The following is a 16,359-nucleotide window of genomic DNA, read 5'->3' as shown; positions in this document are numbered from 1 at the left end:
AGACACTATTACGGTGCCGGACGACCCACTGGAAACCAAATTAGGAGCAACGGGAGGCTGACTGATCAGCGCGAGCCTCATCGTCATCCACCAGATTTGATCATAGATCCGCATTCTATCTCGGAAAATCCGATAAGCCTGAGGATACTGCGGTTGTTCCGACAGATCCACCAGCATCGCTCATTACCAAGTAAGTTTGTAAGGCGGCGTTGTACTCTTTCTCCAGTCGTTCCTTCTCTTTGACAAGTGCAGGGGTGTCTGCATTTTCGGCTCGAGTCTTTAGCGTGCTTGTCTTGTGTTCCAGCTCGCTGACCCGTTGTTTGAGTTGAGTGACCTGGCTACTGCCACCGTGCTGATTCAAAACTGCAACTTTCGCAGAGAGTGAACCAATGTCGTCATCAAGCTGTGCGACCTGCTGCTTAAGTCGCGCGACCTCCGCTTGTTTGCGTTGGCGATCTTGTTCCAAGGCTTGATTGTCCTGCTGAAGGCCCATGTTGGCTCCGCGCACACTGGCCAAGGCGCTTTCTCGCTCCGCTTGACGTGCTTTGTAGTCACCACGCGTGACCCCGGCTAGACCGCCGAAGAATCCTCCGCTACGGGGGTCATTATCAAGATTCGGAGCTGTAGAACAACCAGCCAACAAGATTATCAAGATGCCAATTATCAGGTATCTATACATTGTCTTAATCACTTAACGATGCCTTACATTAAACACTTAAGCGGTCATTGACAGCCGCCAATTTCTTAGTTTCACCGTCAAGCTTGGTGATGTTGGTCTTCAAAACTGTAATCTCTTGCATGAGCTTCTCAGTCTCTGGGTTGGTCGCAATCTTACCCGACTTGAATTCACTATAGATCTTCTCTTGTCTACCTAATTCGGTGCGGGAGTCGGTCAGAAGTTTCTGATTCGATGCCAGCAACCCCGAGACCTTTTGCTTCTGCGCAGCGAGTTGGTCGGCTTGAGCTTGTCCGCGTCGCACCCGCTGTTTAAGGCTGTTTGATTCCGCAGTGAGCTTTTTGACATCGTTTGTTAATTGAAGATTATGAGCCTTTAATTCTTTATTATACTCCTTGGCATGGGTGATCTCCTGATTCAGTCGCTCTTCATCGGTTACAAATGCTTGTTTTGCCATTACCACTGCAGTTCCAGCCAGTAAGCCCGTGAGCGCTCCGATACCAGCACCGGTTGCTGCGCATGAAGATTTGTTATTTTTACAACCGATAGCTCCAGCACCAGCACCCAGTGCTGTGGCAACTGCCACAGCCTCGGCGAGGGTCCTTGCAGTGTCCGTCTTAGCTCTAGATGGGGAACTATTTCCGGCACCTTGATTCACTAGGTTGGCCGGTATGACAACGCTGTCGCCCGGCTTAATGCTACTCAGTTTCATCACACCGCTACGCGCTGCGATCGCTTTGTAATGGTCAGGTGTCCCAGTGTATTGAGTCGAGATGGATTTAAAGTCTTCCCCAGGCTTTACTATGTGTGTAACATCTGTTCGCGGCGGATTTGATACACAACTGATAGTCATCGCAGCGGTGATAAAAAACAGCAAGAATCTACAGGCCACTGCGAAACCTGAAACCGTTTCATTGAGAGACTGTGCCGAACCGTTCATCGAAATCATTCCTCCATTCCTCTGTTGAGAGTCGCCGCGTCACCCGATACCGTGATACATGCGTTACTACGAGAACGAGTGCCATCCGTTCACGTTCTGCTAAATCTCGCTTGCTAAGGTCCTCTAATGCCCGATCGACATACGTATTTCCATATTCTCCTAACTCAGCCACTCGCTTGGCGTAGGCATCAACCTGCTCGGCAGCATGTTGTCGCTTCTCCATTGCCTTGTCCTTGACCAATTTCAGTTGGCCTTGGAATTGATTTCCAATCTCATTGATCATTTCGCCCAACTCCACAGAACGGGCTTCCAACTGGGTCGCACTAAAAAGGAATCCGGCAGCATTCGTCGCATTGCGCAGTGCGTCCTGGGCGAGACTCCGCGCGCCTTCTTGTTGTGCCTGATCCATTTTTAGTTCGGCTTGCTCGATATAGTTTTTAATGCGGCTTAACTCTGAGGTTAACTCCTGGTTCTTGCCCATCAACTCATCGATGCCGGCATGAGCCAAGCCCACGGCTGAAGCGCCTTGCGCAACTGGATGTTCTAGGGTCAAACCGACAGGGGTATTGGAGCGAATGGATGACTTGTAGGCATCGTAACTGGTCTTCAGGGTCTCCCAGTAGTCGGGAGTCACAATCACATCGGAGCCGATGGCGAGACGCATGCCGGTGGTCAGTGATTTTTGCTCTTCCATCTGTTTGCGATCGTCGTTCCAGCGATAGATCCCAACCTCGGAACGGGTCGATGAACGCAATTCTTTCGCCGAAGTGATCACACTGCCTCCACGCGCAACCAGTCCGCCCGGCTTCCCCTGCCAGATCTCGGGCAAAAAACGCTGGCTCGCGAATTCCTGTACGTTCCCATGCATGTCATGAAGCCCCAGCGTATTCGGCTCACGAAGACCGACAGGGCGAACCTTGGCTTTGGCATTATCGCGATGCCAGGCGTAATTGTTGAGCGTTGCAGCCGACACCGGGAGAGGATCCCCGAAGGTACCTGCACGGAGGGCCGTCGCACCGCCTCGCGCCGCGAATTCCCACTCGACCTCGGTCGGCAGACGCAGATACCCAGGCACGCCGTCGATTTGAGGTAGAGCACTGAGACGATCCGCATGCTTTGGATCAAAGAGCCACTGGTTATAGGCGTGGATGAAGGCATCGACTGCAGGCCAACCGAGTCCCGATACGGGTTCAGAAAGGGCCGCCTGGAGCCGATCACCCGTGAGTGTTGCGAGCTCCCGATCTTGCGGATTCGCACTCTCCTCGATTAAGGTTTCCAGGCCCATGAGACTTACATACTGCCCCTTGGTGACTTCGTATTTCGCAAGATAATAGACCCAATCTTCTCCTCCTGCTCCAGGGAAGGATCCGCTGATCTGCACTCGCTGCAACCCCTCGAACATTCCGCCGTCTGGATCTCCCAATTGAACGATCCGCTCCTCGCCACCCCAGAACGATGGACCAGGCACCATAATCGGTCGAAATGCCATCGATGCGGATTTGGGCATTGGCAGGACCAGATCGTCGCTGGCGGCGTTGGATGCTGATGAGGACTGGCTCGATGGCTCAGCCACGCTGATCTGCATGGCAAAGCAGGCAGCCATTGCCAACGCCATGAGCAGACCACCGCGACGCCTGAGCATTGAACACTTTTTAAGGATGAAGACCGTTGGATTGAGCGCACTGCGCTCGCGGCCATACACATCACTGCGCGGCCGAACATTCAAACTGGTCCGTACCCCTATGGACACTTCAGACATGCTGTTTCACTCCTCGCGCAACGCCTCGGCAGGGTCGATGCGTGTTGTTTTCCAGGCCGCGACCAACGAACTCAGCAGAGCGATGACCAAGGTTCCCTGAAAAGCGAACACAAGTGTTAAGGCAGGCAAGGCGCAGATGTGCTGCTCTGTCTGGCAGGACTGGCTCGCCACCGCAAGGTCTGCGGCAAAGATCTGATTAATCACCGCCGCCGAAGCGAAATAAACCACAAGTGCAAGCAGGATACTGAAACCGGCCACAGCCGTTCCCTGATAGATCGGAAAACGAAAAACCGCGTGCCGCGCAAGCCCGAGAAGGCGCATCACCCCAAGCTCACGTCGCTTACGCTGCACAGCCGCATACAGGCTGGCGATCAGCGCCGCAACACCACCGGTGATTCCGACCACGGCCACCAGCAAAAACACCCGTGTGAGCCCTCGATCCAGGATGCGGATGCGCTCTACAGCCTGTGCCTGGGAGACCACCTCGATTCCTTCATCCCGCAAAGCCTTTTCCAGACCGGCCACGTCGTCGATTGTCCGGGCATACATCCTGAAGCCCTGGAATCCCGTTCGGCCCAAAAGGAAACGCCCGCTGGACGAGTCGTAGATCACAGGGCGATCCACCCCGGTCCGCAGAATCCCCAATAACTCCGCTGGCACCAGCAGCACACCTTGTGGGCCAATGCCGGCAACAGTGAGCGGAAAGCGCGCGGCAGCATCGCCTGATTCGAAGACTGCTTCTAAATCGACACCACGCGTGATCGAGCCGGGGGGAACGAGTATCTGCTGCAGCCGGACAGCGTCCTCCAGATCGGCACGCAAGCTCCCCCAGGGCAGATCAACCAACCCGAGCCGCTGCGAATCCTCAAGCGAAAGCGACAGACCAATTACACGGGGATGCTCGCCTGTGCTCTCGCCCGCCTCGACGCACAGGACATCTGCGGAAACATAGGGAATGACGATGGCCCCAGTGCCGCGTAGCTTGTCCTTTACTGCACGGACGCTCGACATCTGAACCGAGCCAGAAGACACACCCAGCTCGTAGAGCTGACTCGTCTCCGGGACGATGAGACCGGTTTTGGCCCGAAAGACGGCCGTCGCCAATTCCGTGCTTCGGGTCAATCCGGTGTTGATGGCAAGTGCCGCCTGCTGTACCGGCGTCAGGGCTTCGGGCGCCAGCACGAAAAGCCCGTCATAACTGGCATAGGGTGTTGGGCTTCCGCCCGTCCAGCCTCGACCCGGCACGGCCATTCCTTCCTTATAACTCTCGACATCCAGCACAAGGTCCAAGGGGGCATAGACCCGGGCGAGCGAGCTGGCGCGTGTGCTGAGCACGGAACGAACGATTGCACGGGTTGTGCCCTGCTCCGACTGCCCGGCACGACTGCGCGTCGCGCGCAGTTCCAGGTGATCCCCGACTTGGACTCCGAGCCATTCCGCCGCAGCCTGTGTTAGCACCACCTCGTCCGTGCCGGGGATGAGCGCGCCGTTCCCCAAGAGCAGCGGATCCCCAGGGCCAGTCGGAATGAGATCCAGAAACTGAGTCGCGAGCGTATCCGGCCGTGCCGCGCCAATGATGGAAGACGCCGGTAGAATCGTGGGGATGAGAAAAGCCACCTCGGGGCGCGTCCGCCATGCGCTGAACCAGTTCGGATCATAGGTATGGGTTTCTGCAGGTCGAAGCTCCCGGTAGGTGGGATCCTCCAGCAGACTGCAGCGCAGTGTCTCCACCGTTCCATGCTTAAGCCCCATGAGGATCAACAGCGGCGAGATCACTGCGGCGAGCGCCAGCACCAGACACAGGGTCAAGACCCATTCATGCCGCAAGTCGGCGAGGGCCAGACGGACGACCGTCGCCCGCGCGGGTTGGCGCCCGACACTAAAAGCGTCCATCAGACTTCGCCTTCCAAACAGATGGAGCGCGTCAGGTTCTCCGAGACCTGCTCCAGTCGGAAGCCAAATTGCCGATCCGCAACACCATCGACCAGCGGTTGATCATGGGTCACCATGACGATCGTGCAGCCGCCATCCCACGCCAGGGAGCGGAAGTCCGCGACGATGCGCCTCGCCCGCGTCCGATCGACCGCGGCCGTCGGCTCATCCGCCAACACCAGGGTCGGCGAGTGCACCAAGGCCCGCAGGATCGCCACCCGCTGACGCTGCCCGCCCGATAGAAATTGCGGCTTCTTGCCCATCAGGTCCGCGACTCCAATTCGACTCGCCAACTCATTTAGGCGAATCGGATCAACCTGCAGCCCCTGAATGTGTAACGGCAGCTCCAGATTTTGCCGCACGGTCAGAAAGGGCAGCAGGCCGCCGGTCTGTAGGACGTATCCAAGGTGCTGGCGACGCAGCCGTGCGAGCGTTGATTCGCGCCCCGCCTTCCAGAGCGCAGCGATGTCCGAGCCGCCCGCTCCGCCTTGCGTCTGGAAGAGGAAGCCGTCACAACTGCTCGGACAAGACACCAGGGCGAGCAAATCAAGCAGCGTACTTTTTCCGCACCCGCTCTCCCCCACCACTGCGATCAACTCCCCGGCCCGCAAGCTCAATGCGGGGACTTTCAGCTCAAAGCTGATACCTCCCTGCTGACGGGTTTTCGTCAGGTTGCTGACCGATAGAATCCTGTGCGCCCGGGCCGCCTCTCCGTCACCGCAATCTTCCGGTTCCACGGCCGACATCGACGATGATCCTATCGACGCCGGCTCATGAATGATGCCGACGTCTTGAGCCGACGCAGCAATTCCGCCGGAACACCCAGTCACAGTGGACCCGGCCCTATCGGGACTGAGGCAATTGGGGTGTTCGTGTCGGTCACTCATGCCCGGGCGCTCCGTGTAAAAGATCGTTCGCCTAGGGCAAGGCATCCAGATGCAGCGGATACACCTTATCCAGGTCAGCATCGCCCTCATTGAGCTGTACCCAACCGTCGACGTCCTCGTTGACCGCCCGATAGAGCATCAGCTTGGCCTCCAGGCCGCTCTGCAAGGCCGCCCGCTCGGATGGCGTCATCGCGGCGTACATCTCGTTGCTCAACGATAGAATCTCACTCTTATAGGGCAAGCTTTCGATAAAGGCGTCCAGAAGGCCGGCGCGCTGGAGTTTGTCCGCGTTCTTGATCTGCTCCGGATTCTTGACTGTTCCAGCAGACACACTGGACAGCGCATCAAAGAACGCCATCTGGGTGAGTTCTGCCTTATCCAGTGCCATGGATATCAGATCCAGTTTGGTCACCAGGTCGCTCAACTGCGCCTTCGTCAGTAAGACCCGAACCTCCAGCGCAGGGGTTGCCGGGTTCAGCGGATCGCGGTCGAAGGCCCACACGAGCAAATCCCGTGGTGGTGTCTGGCCCTTCCCTAGATACTCCACTAGCGCCGTGTCAATCAGTTTTTGCATCGTCTCTCCGGCCTTGGCCGACGGGTCCATCGGGGCGGCGGCAGGTGTCGGTTCAACAGGCACGACGACAACCGGCGAGGGCTCCGGCGCAACCATGACGGGTGTCTGAAGATCCTGTAACGTTACGGGCTCCTCTTGGACCGGAACCACGTCCATTAGAGACTCTTCCATCAAGGAAACGCCTGACAAAACAGCTCCTGATTCACCCCCCTCAATCTGGCCGACAGGAACAGGTTCAATGTTCACGCCGAAGGAATCTGATCCAATCGCCGCTGGTGCCGAGGTCTCGGCGACGCGCTCGATCTCTTCGATCAGCGCCATCACTCGATCGGTCGCGCTCTTCACGGCACCCTCGAACTCCTCCTTGTCATCAACGTCGATCCCGATCAAGGCCGGTTCACCCGTTGAGCCGCGAACCTTCGAGAGAGTCGCGAACTGCTTTCTCGCAAGCGCATGATCACTCACTGCGCGATCCTCCATGAGATGCAGTGCCATGACATGGACCTGGGCGTCATTGGCCATGATGTTGAGCGCCTTTTCATCTAGACCAGTCGTGTTCTGTGGATGTCCTACAGGGTGTGAACTGGCATCTCCCACCAACACGATCAGGCGCAGAGCACTATCGGTCCAAGCGCTGGACAAGGCGGTCTTCATCCCGGCAAAAACCTCTTCCTGATAATCGCCAGCGCCAACGGTGGCCGCCTTTGCGTCGGTGTCGAGAATGCCAACCAGCTCTTCCGCAGCGACCAGTGTCGGTGTAAAGTTTTTGCTCACATACTCCAACTCCGGAATGGTCTTGATGTCATCTCGATAACCCACCAATCCAAATCGCATCCGTGTGCCAGCCGCAGCGCTGGTCTGCCTGGCCAGGGCCGCGATCGCCTCTTTCGTCCGGTCAAGGTACGGTTGCATGGATCCCGTCATATCCATGACAAACACCAGATCCACACCCAAATTCTTTACCGCTTCAACGTCCGATAAAGCGCCAGCCGTGGCAGTGACTTGCTGTCTGAACTCCGGGTTGTCCAGCGTATCTGTCTGACTGCGTTCCCCCGGCACCGCCGCCGCCAGTTGCAGAAACCGCGCCTCGTCACCGTCGATCATCACGGTCTCGTAGTCGACGATCGGGAGCATGTAAAAACGCTCGGTGATATCGACAAAGCGCTCCGGCTCTTTACTCACAATACCGCTCGGAACACGCTGTTGCACCAATTCATCGTAGGCCGCGCTAAAGCGCGCTGTTCGGTCCTGCGCCTCCACCATTTCCTTGAGTTGCCCCTCATTGTCGAACATCAGCACCCGGCTTCTTGCATCGGCGCCTTCACCAGGATGGCTGTAGGAGACGACCAGCGCCTGTCGCCACTCCAGAACGTCCGCGGCCCGCATCCAGCCCACCGGCTCGGAGTCGGGCGAATTACCCACGCGATACCACCCCTTCGGATCGTTTGGCACGCTTGCATCCAGATCGTCGCGGGCGAACACATAAAGCGGGTAAAACGCCCGGACGTTCTCCTGAACGATGTCACCCTCAGCCTTATCCTTGTAGATGTTCGAGAACGGTCGCGGCAGTATCCGCAACGGAAGCCCAGTTCCCTCCTCACGGCAGACCCCGCTACCCGGACAGTCGAGAGTTGGCGCAGTTTCCGATGCGAAAAGCTGCGTCAGCGACAAGCAGAGTGCGGATAATGCTAAAAATCCCGTATAAGCTTTCATGTTAAAACCTAATTAAAAAGTCCAAACAGCCAAAAATTACGGCCCCGGCATACACCGATGCCTGATCGACTTGACCGATCGAAAAGCACTATCTCACGTCAATGTTCCGAATAATTACCAAGAACGGTTCGAGCCTTCCCAGCTCCCCGATTTTCAACGCCTTGGCTGTAAACACGTAGGCACCATTGACTTCCTCCCCGGACTCAAGCTCTATCCACTCAGCGCGAGGTACATCCGGAACTAATTCAAATCGATCCCCCAGAAATTTTTCGCTATCCCATGACAAGCTCTTACAAACTCGACGAGAACCTGACTCATTCGAAATGTAACAGCCCTCTAACTCACTAAGCCTAAAACCAAAAGCGTCATCAGCGACATTGAGAAACCTTAATGCAAGTATGGGACGCTTGCCCTTGTTTTTTAGCGACACAGCCTCGATGCGTACAAAATCATTTTCGAAGGTTGGAAACAGGTCTCCATTTTGGTCAAACGATTTTCCGAGATTACTACCGACGACGCGTCCGTTCTCTCCGACCGAAGTCGTAGGCCCCAGTGCAAGTTGCTGAGCAACGATCGCGGTCTTTGCGATTCGTGCCTGTGCCGCCCTCAGTCCAGTTCCGCTATCCAGCGCAACAAGGCGCGCATTAACGTCGACAGTTTCCCCGAGATCTCGAAGGCTGCCGACGATCATTGCGTCTGCTCCAAGCAATTCTCCCAGCGTCTTGGCGGACCCCAGATCGACGAAGCCCGACAACCCGAGTCGTTGTTCCTCTAGAACCCGCTCTAACTGACTGCGCTCAACAACAGAAATGCCCTTACTTAAAAGCGCCGTGATGAGATTCTCTTGAATGCCTAACCCGAGACTTGAAACTTTGTCGTCGATCGTGAACGGTGCAATCACTACACGCGTCACGTGCTGACGTCGCAGATAAGCTCGGTCGCCCACACGCGCCACTTCAAGTTTCGCCAGCATCCGAGAAACGGTAAGGCGTTCCTGAACCCGCTCGGCAACCGCTTTTCCGATGAGTTTCTCCTCATATCCCAGCAGCTCACTCCCGACCTGAATCTTCGCCCCGAGCCTGACAATGTCGAATTCACTCCCCTCAAGAATGCCTTCCCGCTCACCAACTGCGATATACACAGTTTCCTGTTTCACCTGAGCGATATCACCATACGGTCTTGCAAACAAGCGATCAGCAAGATGCGTTACGGCCTGATCAGTATCCATCGGCGCTGCCACAACAGTGTTCGCCGAAACCAGAACGTACAAAATGAGAATACCGAATCCGTGCCTAGCGCTTGAATTCGACAACATCATGAAAATGTTCACCCCCAAAACCTCCTTACTCTACATAAATATCCCGAATCACTATAAGCAGCTCGTTCACGTTTCCGCCCCTGCTCCACAGTCTAGTGGTAAAAATATAAGAACCGTTGATTTGATCGACCGAATCTAACTGTATTGACTCTGCCCGCGGAACATCCGGAACCAGCTCGATTTGCCTCTGGGATCGCTGGTTGTCTACCCACGAAACTTCCTTACAAACGCGACGAGAACCGTCTTGCTTAGCAACATAACAGCTCTCTAAATCCGACAAACTCAGCCAGACTACATCCTTCCCAATATTTGTAAATTTAAGCTTCATTAAAGCACCCTTTTCAACATTGGCAAGCGATACGACCTCAATACGAACGAAATCGTTCTCAAACATTGAAAAAGGCTTATCCGGCTTTGAAGTGGACCTTGATCCACTAATTCCGGTCGTTTTTGTTATTCCTCCGGTCATAGGCTTGGAAACCTGTGCGAGTTGCTGAGCAACGACAGCAGTCTTTGAAATCCGTGCTTGTGCCGCACTGAAGCCAGTTCCGCTCTCCATCGAAACAAGCCGTGCATTAATCTCTACGGCTTCACCAAGATCACGAAGCGAGCCCACAATCATGGTGTCTGCTCCGAGCAATTCGCCCAGCTTCTTAGCTGAGGCCAGATTGACCAGGCCCGACAGCCCTAGCTGTTGTTCCTCAAGAACCTGCTCCAACTGACTGCGCTCAACAACGGTGATACCTTTACTTAGCAACGCGGTGATCAGATTCTCCTGAATCCCTAACCCGAGACCCGAAACCTTGTCTTCGATCGTGAACGGGGCGATCACTAAACGCGTCACGGGTTGACGTCGTAGGTAAGCGCGGTCGCCGACACGCGCTGCTTCCAGTTTCGCAAGCATCCGCGCAACCGTCAGGCGCTCCTGAACGCGCTCTGCGACTGCCTTGCCGATGAGTTTCTCTTCATATCCCAGCAGCTCGTTGCCAACCTGAATCGGTGCACCGAGTCTGACTATGTCGAACTCACTCCCCTCAAGAATGCCCTCCTGCTCGCCAAGTGCGATATAGACGATGTCTTGTTTCACTTGAGCGATATCGCCATGCGCTCTTGCAAACAATCGATAAGCGAGATGCCTCACGGCCTGGTCGGTATCCATGGGCGCCGCCGATAGTGGGTTGGCGGAAACCAACAGCAAAAAGGCAATCACACTGACAACATTCTTCATGTCCGACTCCATTAAGCTAAGCAGATGCTCTATATGTCCGTTCCATACACGCGTGATGACACATCTTCTTCCGGCCGAGAGAAAGACGCCGAATCCCTTCAATCCCTAACCGACATGACCATCGCTTCGACCCGAAACTCCAACAGTAACCTCCGATGGGAATGCGTGTTGTGACTCGCGTCGAGATACAGGTTTTCAGTATAGTCCGGTAAAACGTTATTGCTCGGTCAATTCATCGGCCTCTTGCTCTGAAATTCCTCCAGGCTCCACCGTCAGCGATTGCAACTGCGGGATGACCTTCGACGCAGCGGCAAACTCTCCGACCGTCCCGCTACCTGATTCGTAGCCCCGCAGCCATTTGCCAGCGTCGGGTTGCCATGCCTCTGCTGCGCTCATGAGTCGAATGCCAAGATGCAGGTGTTCTTTGCCGTCACCGTTGTGGTCCAGTGCAGGATCGTCGTTATGATCATTGATATAACCAATGACAGTTGTTGTGGTGACCGGATCTCCTACGGAAAGATTCGTGCAGATACCATTGTCACGCTTGTCACAGGCGCGAAGATGTCCGTAGATGGATAGAAATTTAGTGGTCTGGTGCATTTTCCCATTCCCTGAAAGCAGTGAAGCACCATTCGGACCAAGGTCGTGTTCGACGGCGGCGACCAGTTCACCATAGCCTGGCGCAGGGCCATAGTGGACAATGGTTCCTGGGCCGATCGCAAGAATCGGAGTTCCTTCATCAAGTCGGATATCCTCGCCGAGATGATTTTTGTCGAAGTAAAAGCCTCGTCCGCCATAGGATCCTGGTCGATAGGGTGTGACCGGAAACTGCCATGAAATCGATTCCGCGTGAGGAGGCGGGTCAACGACGGGGGACACGGTTTCTGGGATTAGTTTCACTAGGTGAGCAGCAACGAAAGCGTGTTCGCCCCCCTTGCCGTCCTGCGGGACAAAGTCGAACGCTACGTCAGCATGCCCGGCAATCTCGCACGCGCGACAACCATTGAGCATGATAAACCGAACGATAAAGCGCTGACCCCAGTCATCCATGGACTCGCGTGATTGGATAGACGCCATTGGCCAAATTCTGGCTTTAGGAAATCGGCTGATGATGTCGGAATAATTAATAGCTTCGGCGATATCGATATGATCAAGGTAACGATACAAATCTGTTACAATGCGGTCTTGATCGTTCAGGAAGACTGGGTGAGTCACATTTGGATCATTGAGAACGGAGTGCGTTACTGTCCCATAATCAACCGCTCCGGCCTCTACGAATGAACTTAAGTATCTTGGACCAACGTCGTAGTCATGAATCTCAATGGCAAAGGCGATCGCCTCGGGTGTAGCTCCAGCTTTCGCCATCTCCGTCCCCATACACTCAATATCGATGTGTCGCTCCGATTCCGAGCCTAACATACATAATTCACGAATTCGCTCAGGGTCTCCATCGACTGGGTTCCATACTGCGTTTTGGCTTATCTCAAACGCACCTCTTCCGAAGGCAGAAACTATGAATGGATTACATGGTTTTCTGGAGTAACGAGAATACAAGTCATAATTGTCAACAAATAAATACATGCCTGGTGATAGCTTCGCACTACGAAACTCTGCTGCATCACCAACCGCCGTCTCGATAATGTTTAGCGGCATCTCATTGTCTTTATTCAAGAAAGCAGCGCTTTGATGGAAAGTGGCTTTCGAATTGAAATTGCCGTAGAGAGGGTCGTTTCGCCGAGAGTTATCGAAAAACATAGCAAGACCGGTCGGAATAGAAAGGGATCTTTCTGGATTCGCAGTTAACCTAAATATATCGCTTACACTTTTTTTGCCAACAATGGCTCTTGTGAAATTGCAATTATTCGAAAGCCGGTCGAGAGATTTAGTTGCGCGATTCACGTAATACACGCCAGGCGCAGGGTTGTGTACGAGTCGAACCGTTTCGGCCGGAAAATCCTCCGCTCCATATAAGATTCTGGGTATCAGGACTGCCGTAAAGCCACCCTTAGCATAAGACATAGTAAAATTGCCTGGAACAAAATCGAGTTCATACTGGCCATTTGAGTCGGTCTTTGCGGCGAAGCGACTTCCTGGGATCGAGACTTCAACTCCTTCAATCCCATCGCCAAACAAATCAATGACCTGTCCGTTGATGGCTCCAGCGAAGGCGGTTGGGCTCAGCGGCATCAGTCAAGCGCATAATGCTGCCGAGAGTAGCTTGAAGGGGCCCTGTGTTGGCGCGAATGGGGTGATGCGCGCAGCGAGAAAAACGCGGACGACAGCGTAGAAGAATCGGCCCAGCAAAATAGAAAAGGTGTTCGAGTGATGCCCGCGTAAGACGGCATTGAAACAAGTCGATCCCTGCTCAGAGATGCAAAGGGATCTCATCAGAATCTCATATAGCCAAACAGGTGTCATGGGAAAACCTCGCTTGATATCTTGATGCGTGGCTCGTATTTCATCGCACTATTGTGTGAATCCATCACGTGCTGACATCCTTGTGCCAATAGACAGTTATACGCATCCGCATGTTCAGAGGAGCATGTGGAGTTATCCTGCATCGCGGGTTATCTCAGACCGATTGAGAGCGCAATCGCGCTGTTATCAACCGAAATGACCCGCAATGCTGGATTCCGGAAGTCGGTCATCTGAATCAACTCTGCCAGTTGCGGGGCGCTTCCTCTGAAACGGACGACGAGGTCACCGCGACCCGGCGTGAAGCTTTTCATGTCGACCTGGTCGACGCCGAAAATACGACCGAGTCGGCGTTTGAAGGCAGTCACCTCGGAAAGGTCAGCGGCATCGATCGCAATGGAAACCAGTCGGCCTGCATTGAGTTCAGCCTGCCAGGCCGACGTGATGCGCTCGAGGAGCGTTGGGAAGAGCTTGTCAGCGGCCTTTGCGTAGGCATCCTGCAACGCGGCCTGGACGGAGAGTCCAGCGCCGTTGGCACTTTCAGCGGCGCTGGCGATCGTCCGACCTCCAGGCTGCCAGCTCGCGTTGGCATCAAGGACGACGATGGCGCCGTACATGCCCATTCGACCAATCTCGTTGGTGCTTTGGACCTTGCCGTTGACTTGGATCATGACGTCGTGGGGGTGGGTCACGACAGACTGCACCTGGAAACCCTGTTGGCTCAATCTCTCCTGGAGCATGCGCGGACTCACAGGCAGATCCAGACCCTCCTCGGTTCCCTGCACCTGCATCACTGGATTTCCAGTACCGTCGAGCAATATCCCAAGGGCTAAGAGGTCGTCCTGCAACGGCTCGGTCGAAACCTGCGCCTCGACCTGCAGTGCCAGAAGCCCGTCGTTGGTGTCCTCGTTGAGGATGTTGTAGGTCTTGATATAGCCCTGGGTTCGACTGTAGACGCCGCGGTCGATCGACTCGAAGTTACGTGTAAAGCTATCCGCGGTGAGGTAGGCCCCGAGTGCCTGGGTTAAGGCGGCCGTGAATGCCTCCTGCAGCGCGCGCTGGCGCGCGGCAGGGATATCTGCTCCTTCGATCAGTGCCTCGCCTTCGACCGTGATGACCGTGATATCGGAGAGTCCACTGGCGGGCTCAGCGTGCAGCGGATGCAACGGACTGACGCCACTGAGCGCGACGATGAGAACGATAGCGCTCGCATTGATCTTCATGGGGCATTCTCCAGAATCAGAGTGGCAAGGTTGGTCGTATCCAGTTCGAGCGCTGCGGCGCGCTGTTCGTAAAGGCGGGCTTGTGCCTCGTCGCCGCGTTGTCGGTGAGCGATGGCGAGAGTCGTCAGGGCACTCCGGTAATGCGGTCCGAGGCGAGCGGCCTGCTCCAGCAACGCCACAGCCGAGGAGAGGTCGCCGGCAGCGAGGCGTCGCTGACCCAGACTGAATGCGGCTTCGCCGGACACAGCCCCCCCACCCTGGGCCAGAGCATCAAGAAGCCTGTTTGCCTCGTCGTCCCGTCCGAGACCGATGAGGACCATGGCGAGCGACAGGCGCGCCCGCTCATGCTCGGGCGCTGCGGCAAGCAACTCCGTGAGTGCCGCATAGGCGGACGCGTCATCCCCCAGCGCTCGATTCGCCTGGGCGAGATTGAATCGCGCGGTCGGGTATTCCGAGGCAGTCGGCTCGATGCCTTCAAAGAGCAACGCGGCATCCTTGTAGTGACCAAGCCGGAAGAGCGCATTGGCGCGTCTGAATCGAACTTGAGTGCTGTCCCTTAGCTCCGGAGGGAGGCGTTCCCAGGCGTCGAGGGCGGCACGGAAATCTCCGAGGTCGTATTGGGCGGCACCGAGATTCAGGATGACATCAGGATGGTCCAGACCCAGCCGTTGGGCCGTGGTCAACTCGCCCAGTGCGCTGTCGGCAAGCCCGACACCGAGATATTCCTCGCCGAGGATCGCGTGCTCCCATGCGGTCTCGGCCGTGCGAAGACGCAGATGCAGGATGGACTTGCGGCCTTCGTCCAAGAGCCAGAGTTGGTCACCTGCCAGGGCCAGGCGGGTTGGGGACTGAAGCATCGGCTCATAGAGTCGAAGCCGGAGAGGTGCTGCGAGCTGCGGATCGGAGCGATAGAGTCGACGGCCCGCCGTGTCGATCATGAAGACCTCGCCGTGAGGCCCGACATGCAGGTCGGCAAGTCGCGGATAGGTGCCGGGCGCGGTCCAGGTTGCGGAGGTCTCGCCGGCGGCATGGCGCGTGACCGTCTTGCGATCGGTTGCCACGCAATAGGTCACGCTCGGCTGTGCGGGTACGCAGAAGTCAGCGCCTGGATGACTCGCGACGACTGAAACGGTCGGCGGCGTGGAGCTGGTTGTCGGATTGAGTCTCACGAGACGATTGCTCTGCACGTCCCACACTGTCATCGATCCATCCAGCGCACGCGCCAATCGCGTGGGTTTATCCAACTGCTGCCGGTCCTGGTAAGTCTCGGCAGGGTCGCCGGAGGCACCGACCACGACCACACGGCGACGATCGGTGTCGGCAATCCACAAACGTGCATCCGTGCCGACTTCAATGGACGCTGGGTGACGCGGCAGATCGGCCTTGGGATCCGAAGAGATGAGGATCTGCCAGGCCGCATCGTCGCTCGCCAGGCGACGGATGCCGCCTTGAGACTGATCGCTCAGGTAAAGCACTCCGGATGGACTCGCGGTAAGGTCGAGTCCCACCCCCGAACCTTCGAGTGGGATCTCGTTCACCAACTCAAGGAAGTGGCTTGGAGAGACGGCTTGTATCGCGTTGTCCGCGTGGGCGATGGCGCCGCCGGTCAGCGCAAGACAGACACCATGGACCAACAGCCGACGCCGATAACTCAGGGTATGTTCTGTGGTGGTCATGACGTCTGCCTCGCGTGA

General features: G+C 56.0%; 11 protein-coding genes. All 11 read right to left on the bottom strand.

Going from position 1 to position 16,359, the window contains the following annotated elements:
- Nucleotides 1–115 precede the first annotated feature (115 nt).
- Nucleotides 116–679, bottom strand: coding sequence for a coiled-coil domain-containing protein (locus tag CKO25_RS17895; RefSeq protein WP_200389320.1), 564 nt, complete (start codon nucleotides 677–679; stop codon nucleotides 116–118).
- A gap of 28 nt (nucleotides 680–707) precedes the next feature.
- A complete protein-coding gene (locus CKO25_RS17890) occupies nucleotides 708–1,625 on the bottom strand; it encodes a hypothetical protein (RefSeq protein ID WP_200389319.1) in 918 nt (305 codons plus the stop codon).
- A complete protein-coding gene (locus CKO25_RS17885; RefSeq protein ID WP_200389318.1) occupies nucleotides 1,588–3,375 on the bottom strand; it encodes a formylglycine-generating enzyme family protein in 1,788 nt (595 codons plus the stop codon). The genes CKO25_RS17890 and CKO25_RS17885 overlap by 38 nt, the downstream gene beginning before the upstream one ends.
- Before the next feature lie 6 nt (nucleotides 3,376–3,381).
- Complete coding sequence (locus CKO25_RS17880; RefSeq protein WP_200389317.1) at nucleotides 3,382–5,268, bottom strand: ABC transporter permease; 1,887 nt, start codon at nucleotides 5,266–5,268, stop codon at nucleotides 3,382–3,384.
- Nucleotides 5,268–6,053 (bottom strand): ABC transporter ATP-binding protein, encoded by a 786-nt coding sequence (locus CKO25_RS17875; protein ID WP_200389316.1) that lies wholly within the window; start codon nucleotides 6,051–6,053, stop codon nucleotides 5,268–5,270. Before CKO25_RS17875 ends, CKO25_RS17880 begins: the two co-directional genes overlap by 1 nt.
- A gap of 172 nt (nucleotides 6,054–6,225) precedes the next feature.
- Nucleotides 6,226–8,481: a vWA domain-containing protein gene (locus tag CKO25_RS17870; protein WP_200389315.1), complete on the bottom strand. Its 2,256-nt coding sequence runs from the start codon at nucleotides 8,479–8,481 to the stop codon at nucleotides 6,226–6,228.
- Nucleotides 8,482–8,569: 88 nt separating this feature from the next.
- Nucleotides 8,570–9,811 (bottom strand): FlgO family outer membrane protein, encoded by a 1,242-nt coding sequence (locus CKO25_RS17865; RefSeq protein WP_200389314.1) that lies wholly within the window; start codon nucleotides 9,809–9,811, stop codon nucleotides 8,570–8,572.
- Nucleotides 9,812–9,824: 13 nt separating this feature from the next.
- On the bottom strand, nucleotides 9,825–11,027 hold the full coding sequence (locus tag CKO25_RS17860) for a FlgO family outer membrane protein (protein WP_200389313.1): 1,203 nt from the start codon (nucleotides 11,025–11,027) through the stop codon (nucleotides 9,825–9,827).
- Nucleotides 11,028–11,243: 216 nt separating this feature from the next.
- Nucleotides 11,244–13,214, bottom strand: coding sequence for a hypothetical protein (locus CKO25_RS17855; protein ID WP_200389312.1), 1,971 nt, complete (start codon nucleotides 13,212–13,214; stop codon nucleotides 11,244–11,246).
- A gap of 380 nt (nucleotides 13,215–13,594) precedes the next feature.
- A complete protein-coding gene (locus CKO25_RS17850; protein ID WP_200389311.1) occupies nucleotides 13,595–14,665 on the bottom strand; it encodes a flagellar assembly protein T N-terminal domain-containing protein in 1,071 nt (356 codons plus the stop codon).
- Nucleotides 14,662–16,341, bottom strand: coding sequence for a tetratricopeptide repeat protein (locus tag CKO25_RS17845; protein WP_200389310.1), 1,680 nt, complete (start codon nucleotides 16,339–16,341; stop codon nucleotides 14,662–14,664). The genes CKO25_RS17850 and CKO25_RS17845 overlap by 4 nt, the downstream gene beginning before the upstream one ends.
- Nucleotides 16,342–16,359 lie beyond the last annotated feature (18 nt).

It is taken from the genome of Thiocapsa imhoffii (assembly GCF_016583985.1).
GTDB lineage: Bacteria > Pseudomonadota > Gammaproteobacteria > Chromatiales > Chromatiaceae > Thiocapsa > Thiocapsa imhoffii.
The sequence above is the reverse complement of the archived record's forward strand: the minus strand, read 5'-3'. Positions and strand labels throughout refer to the sequence as shown.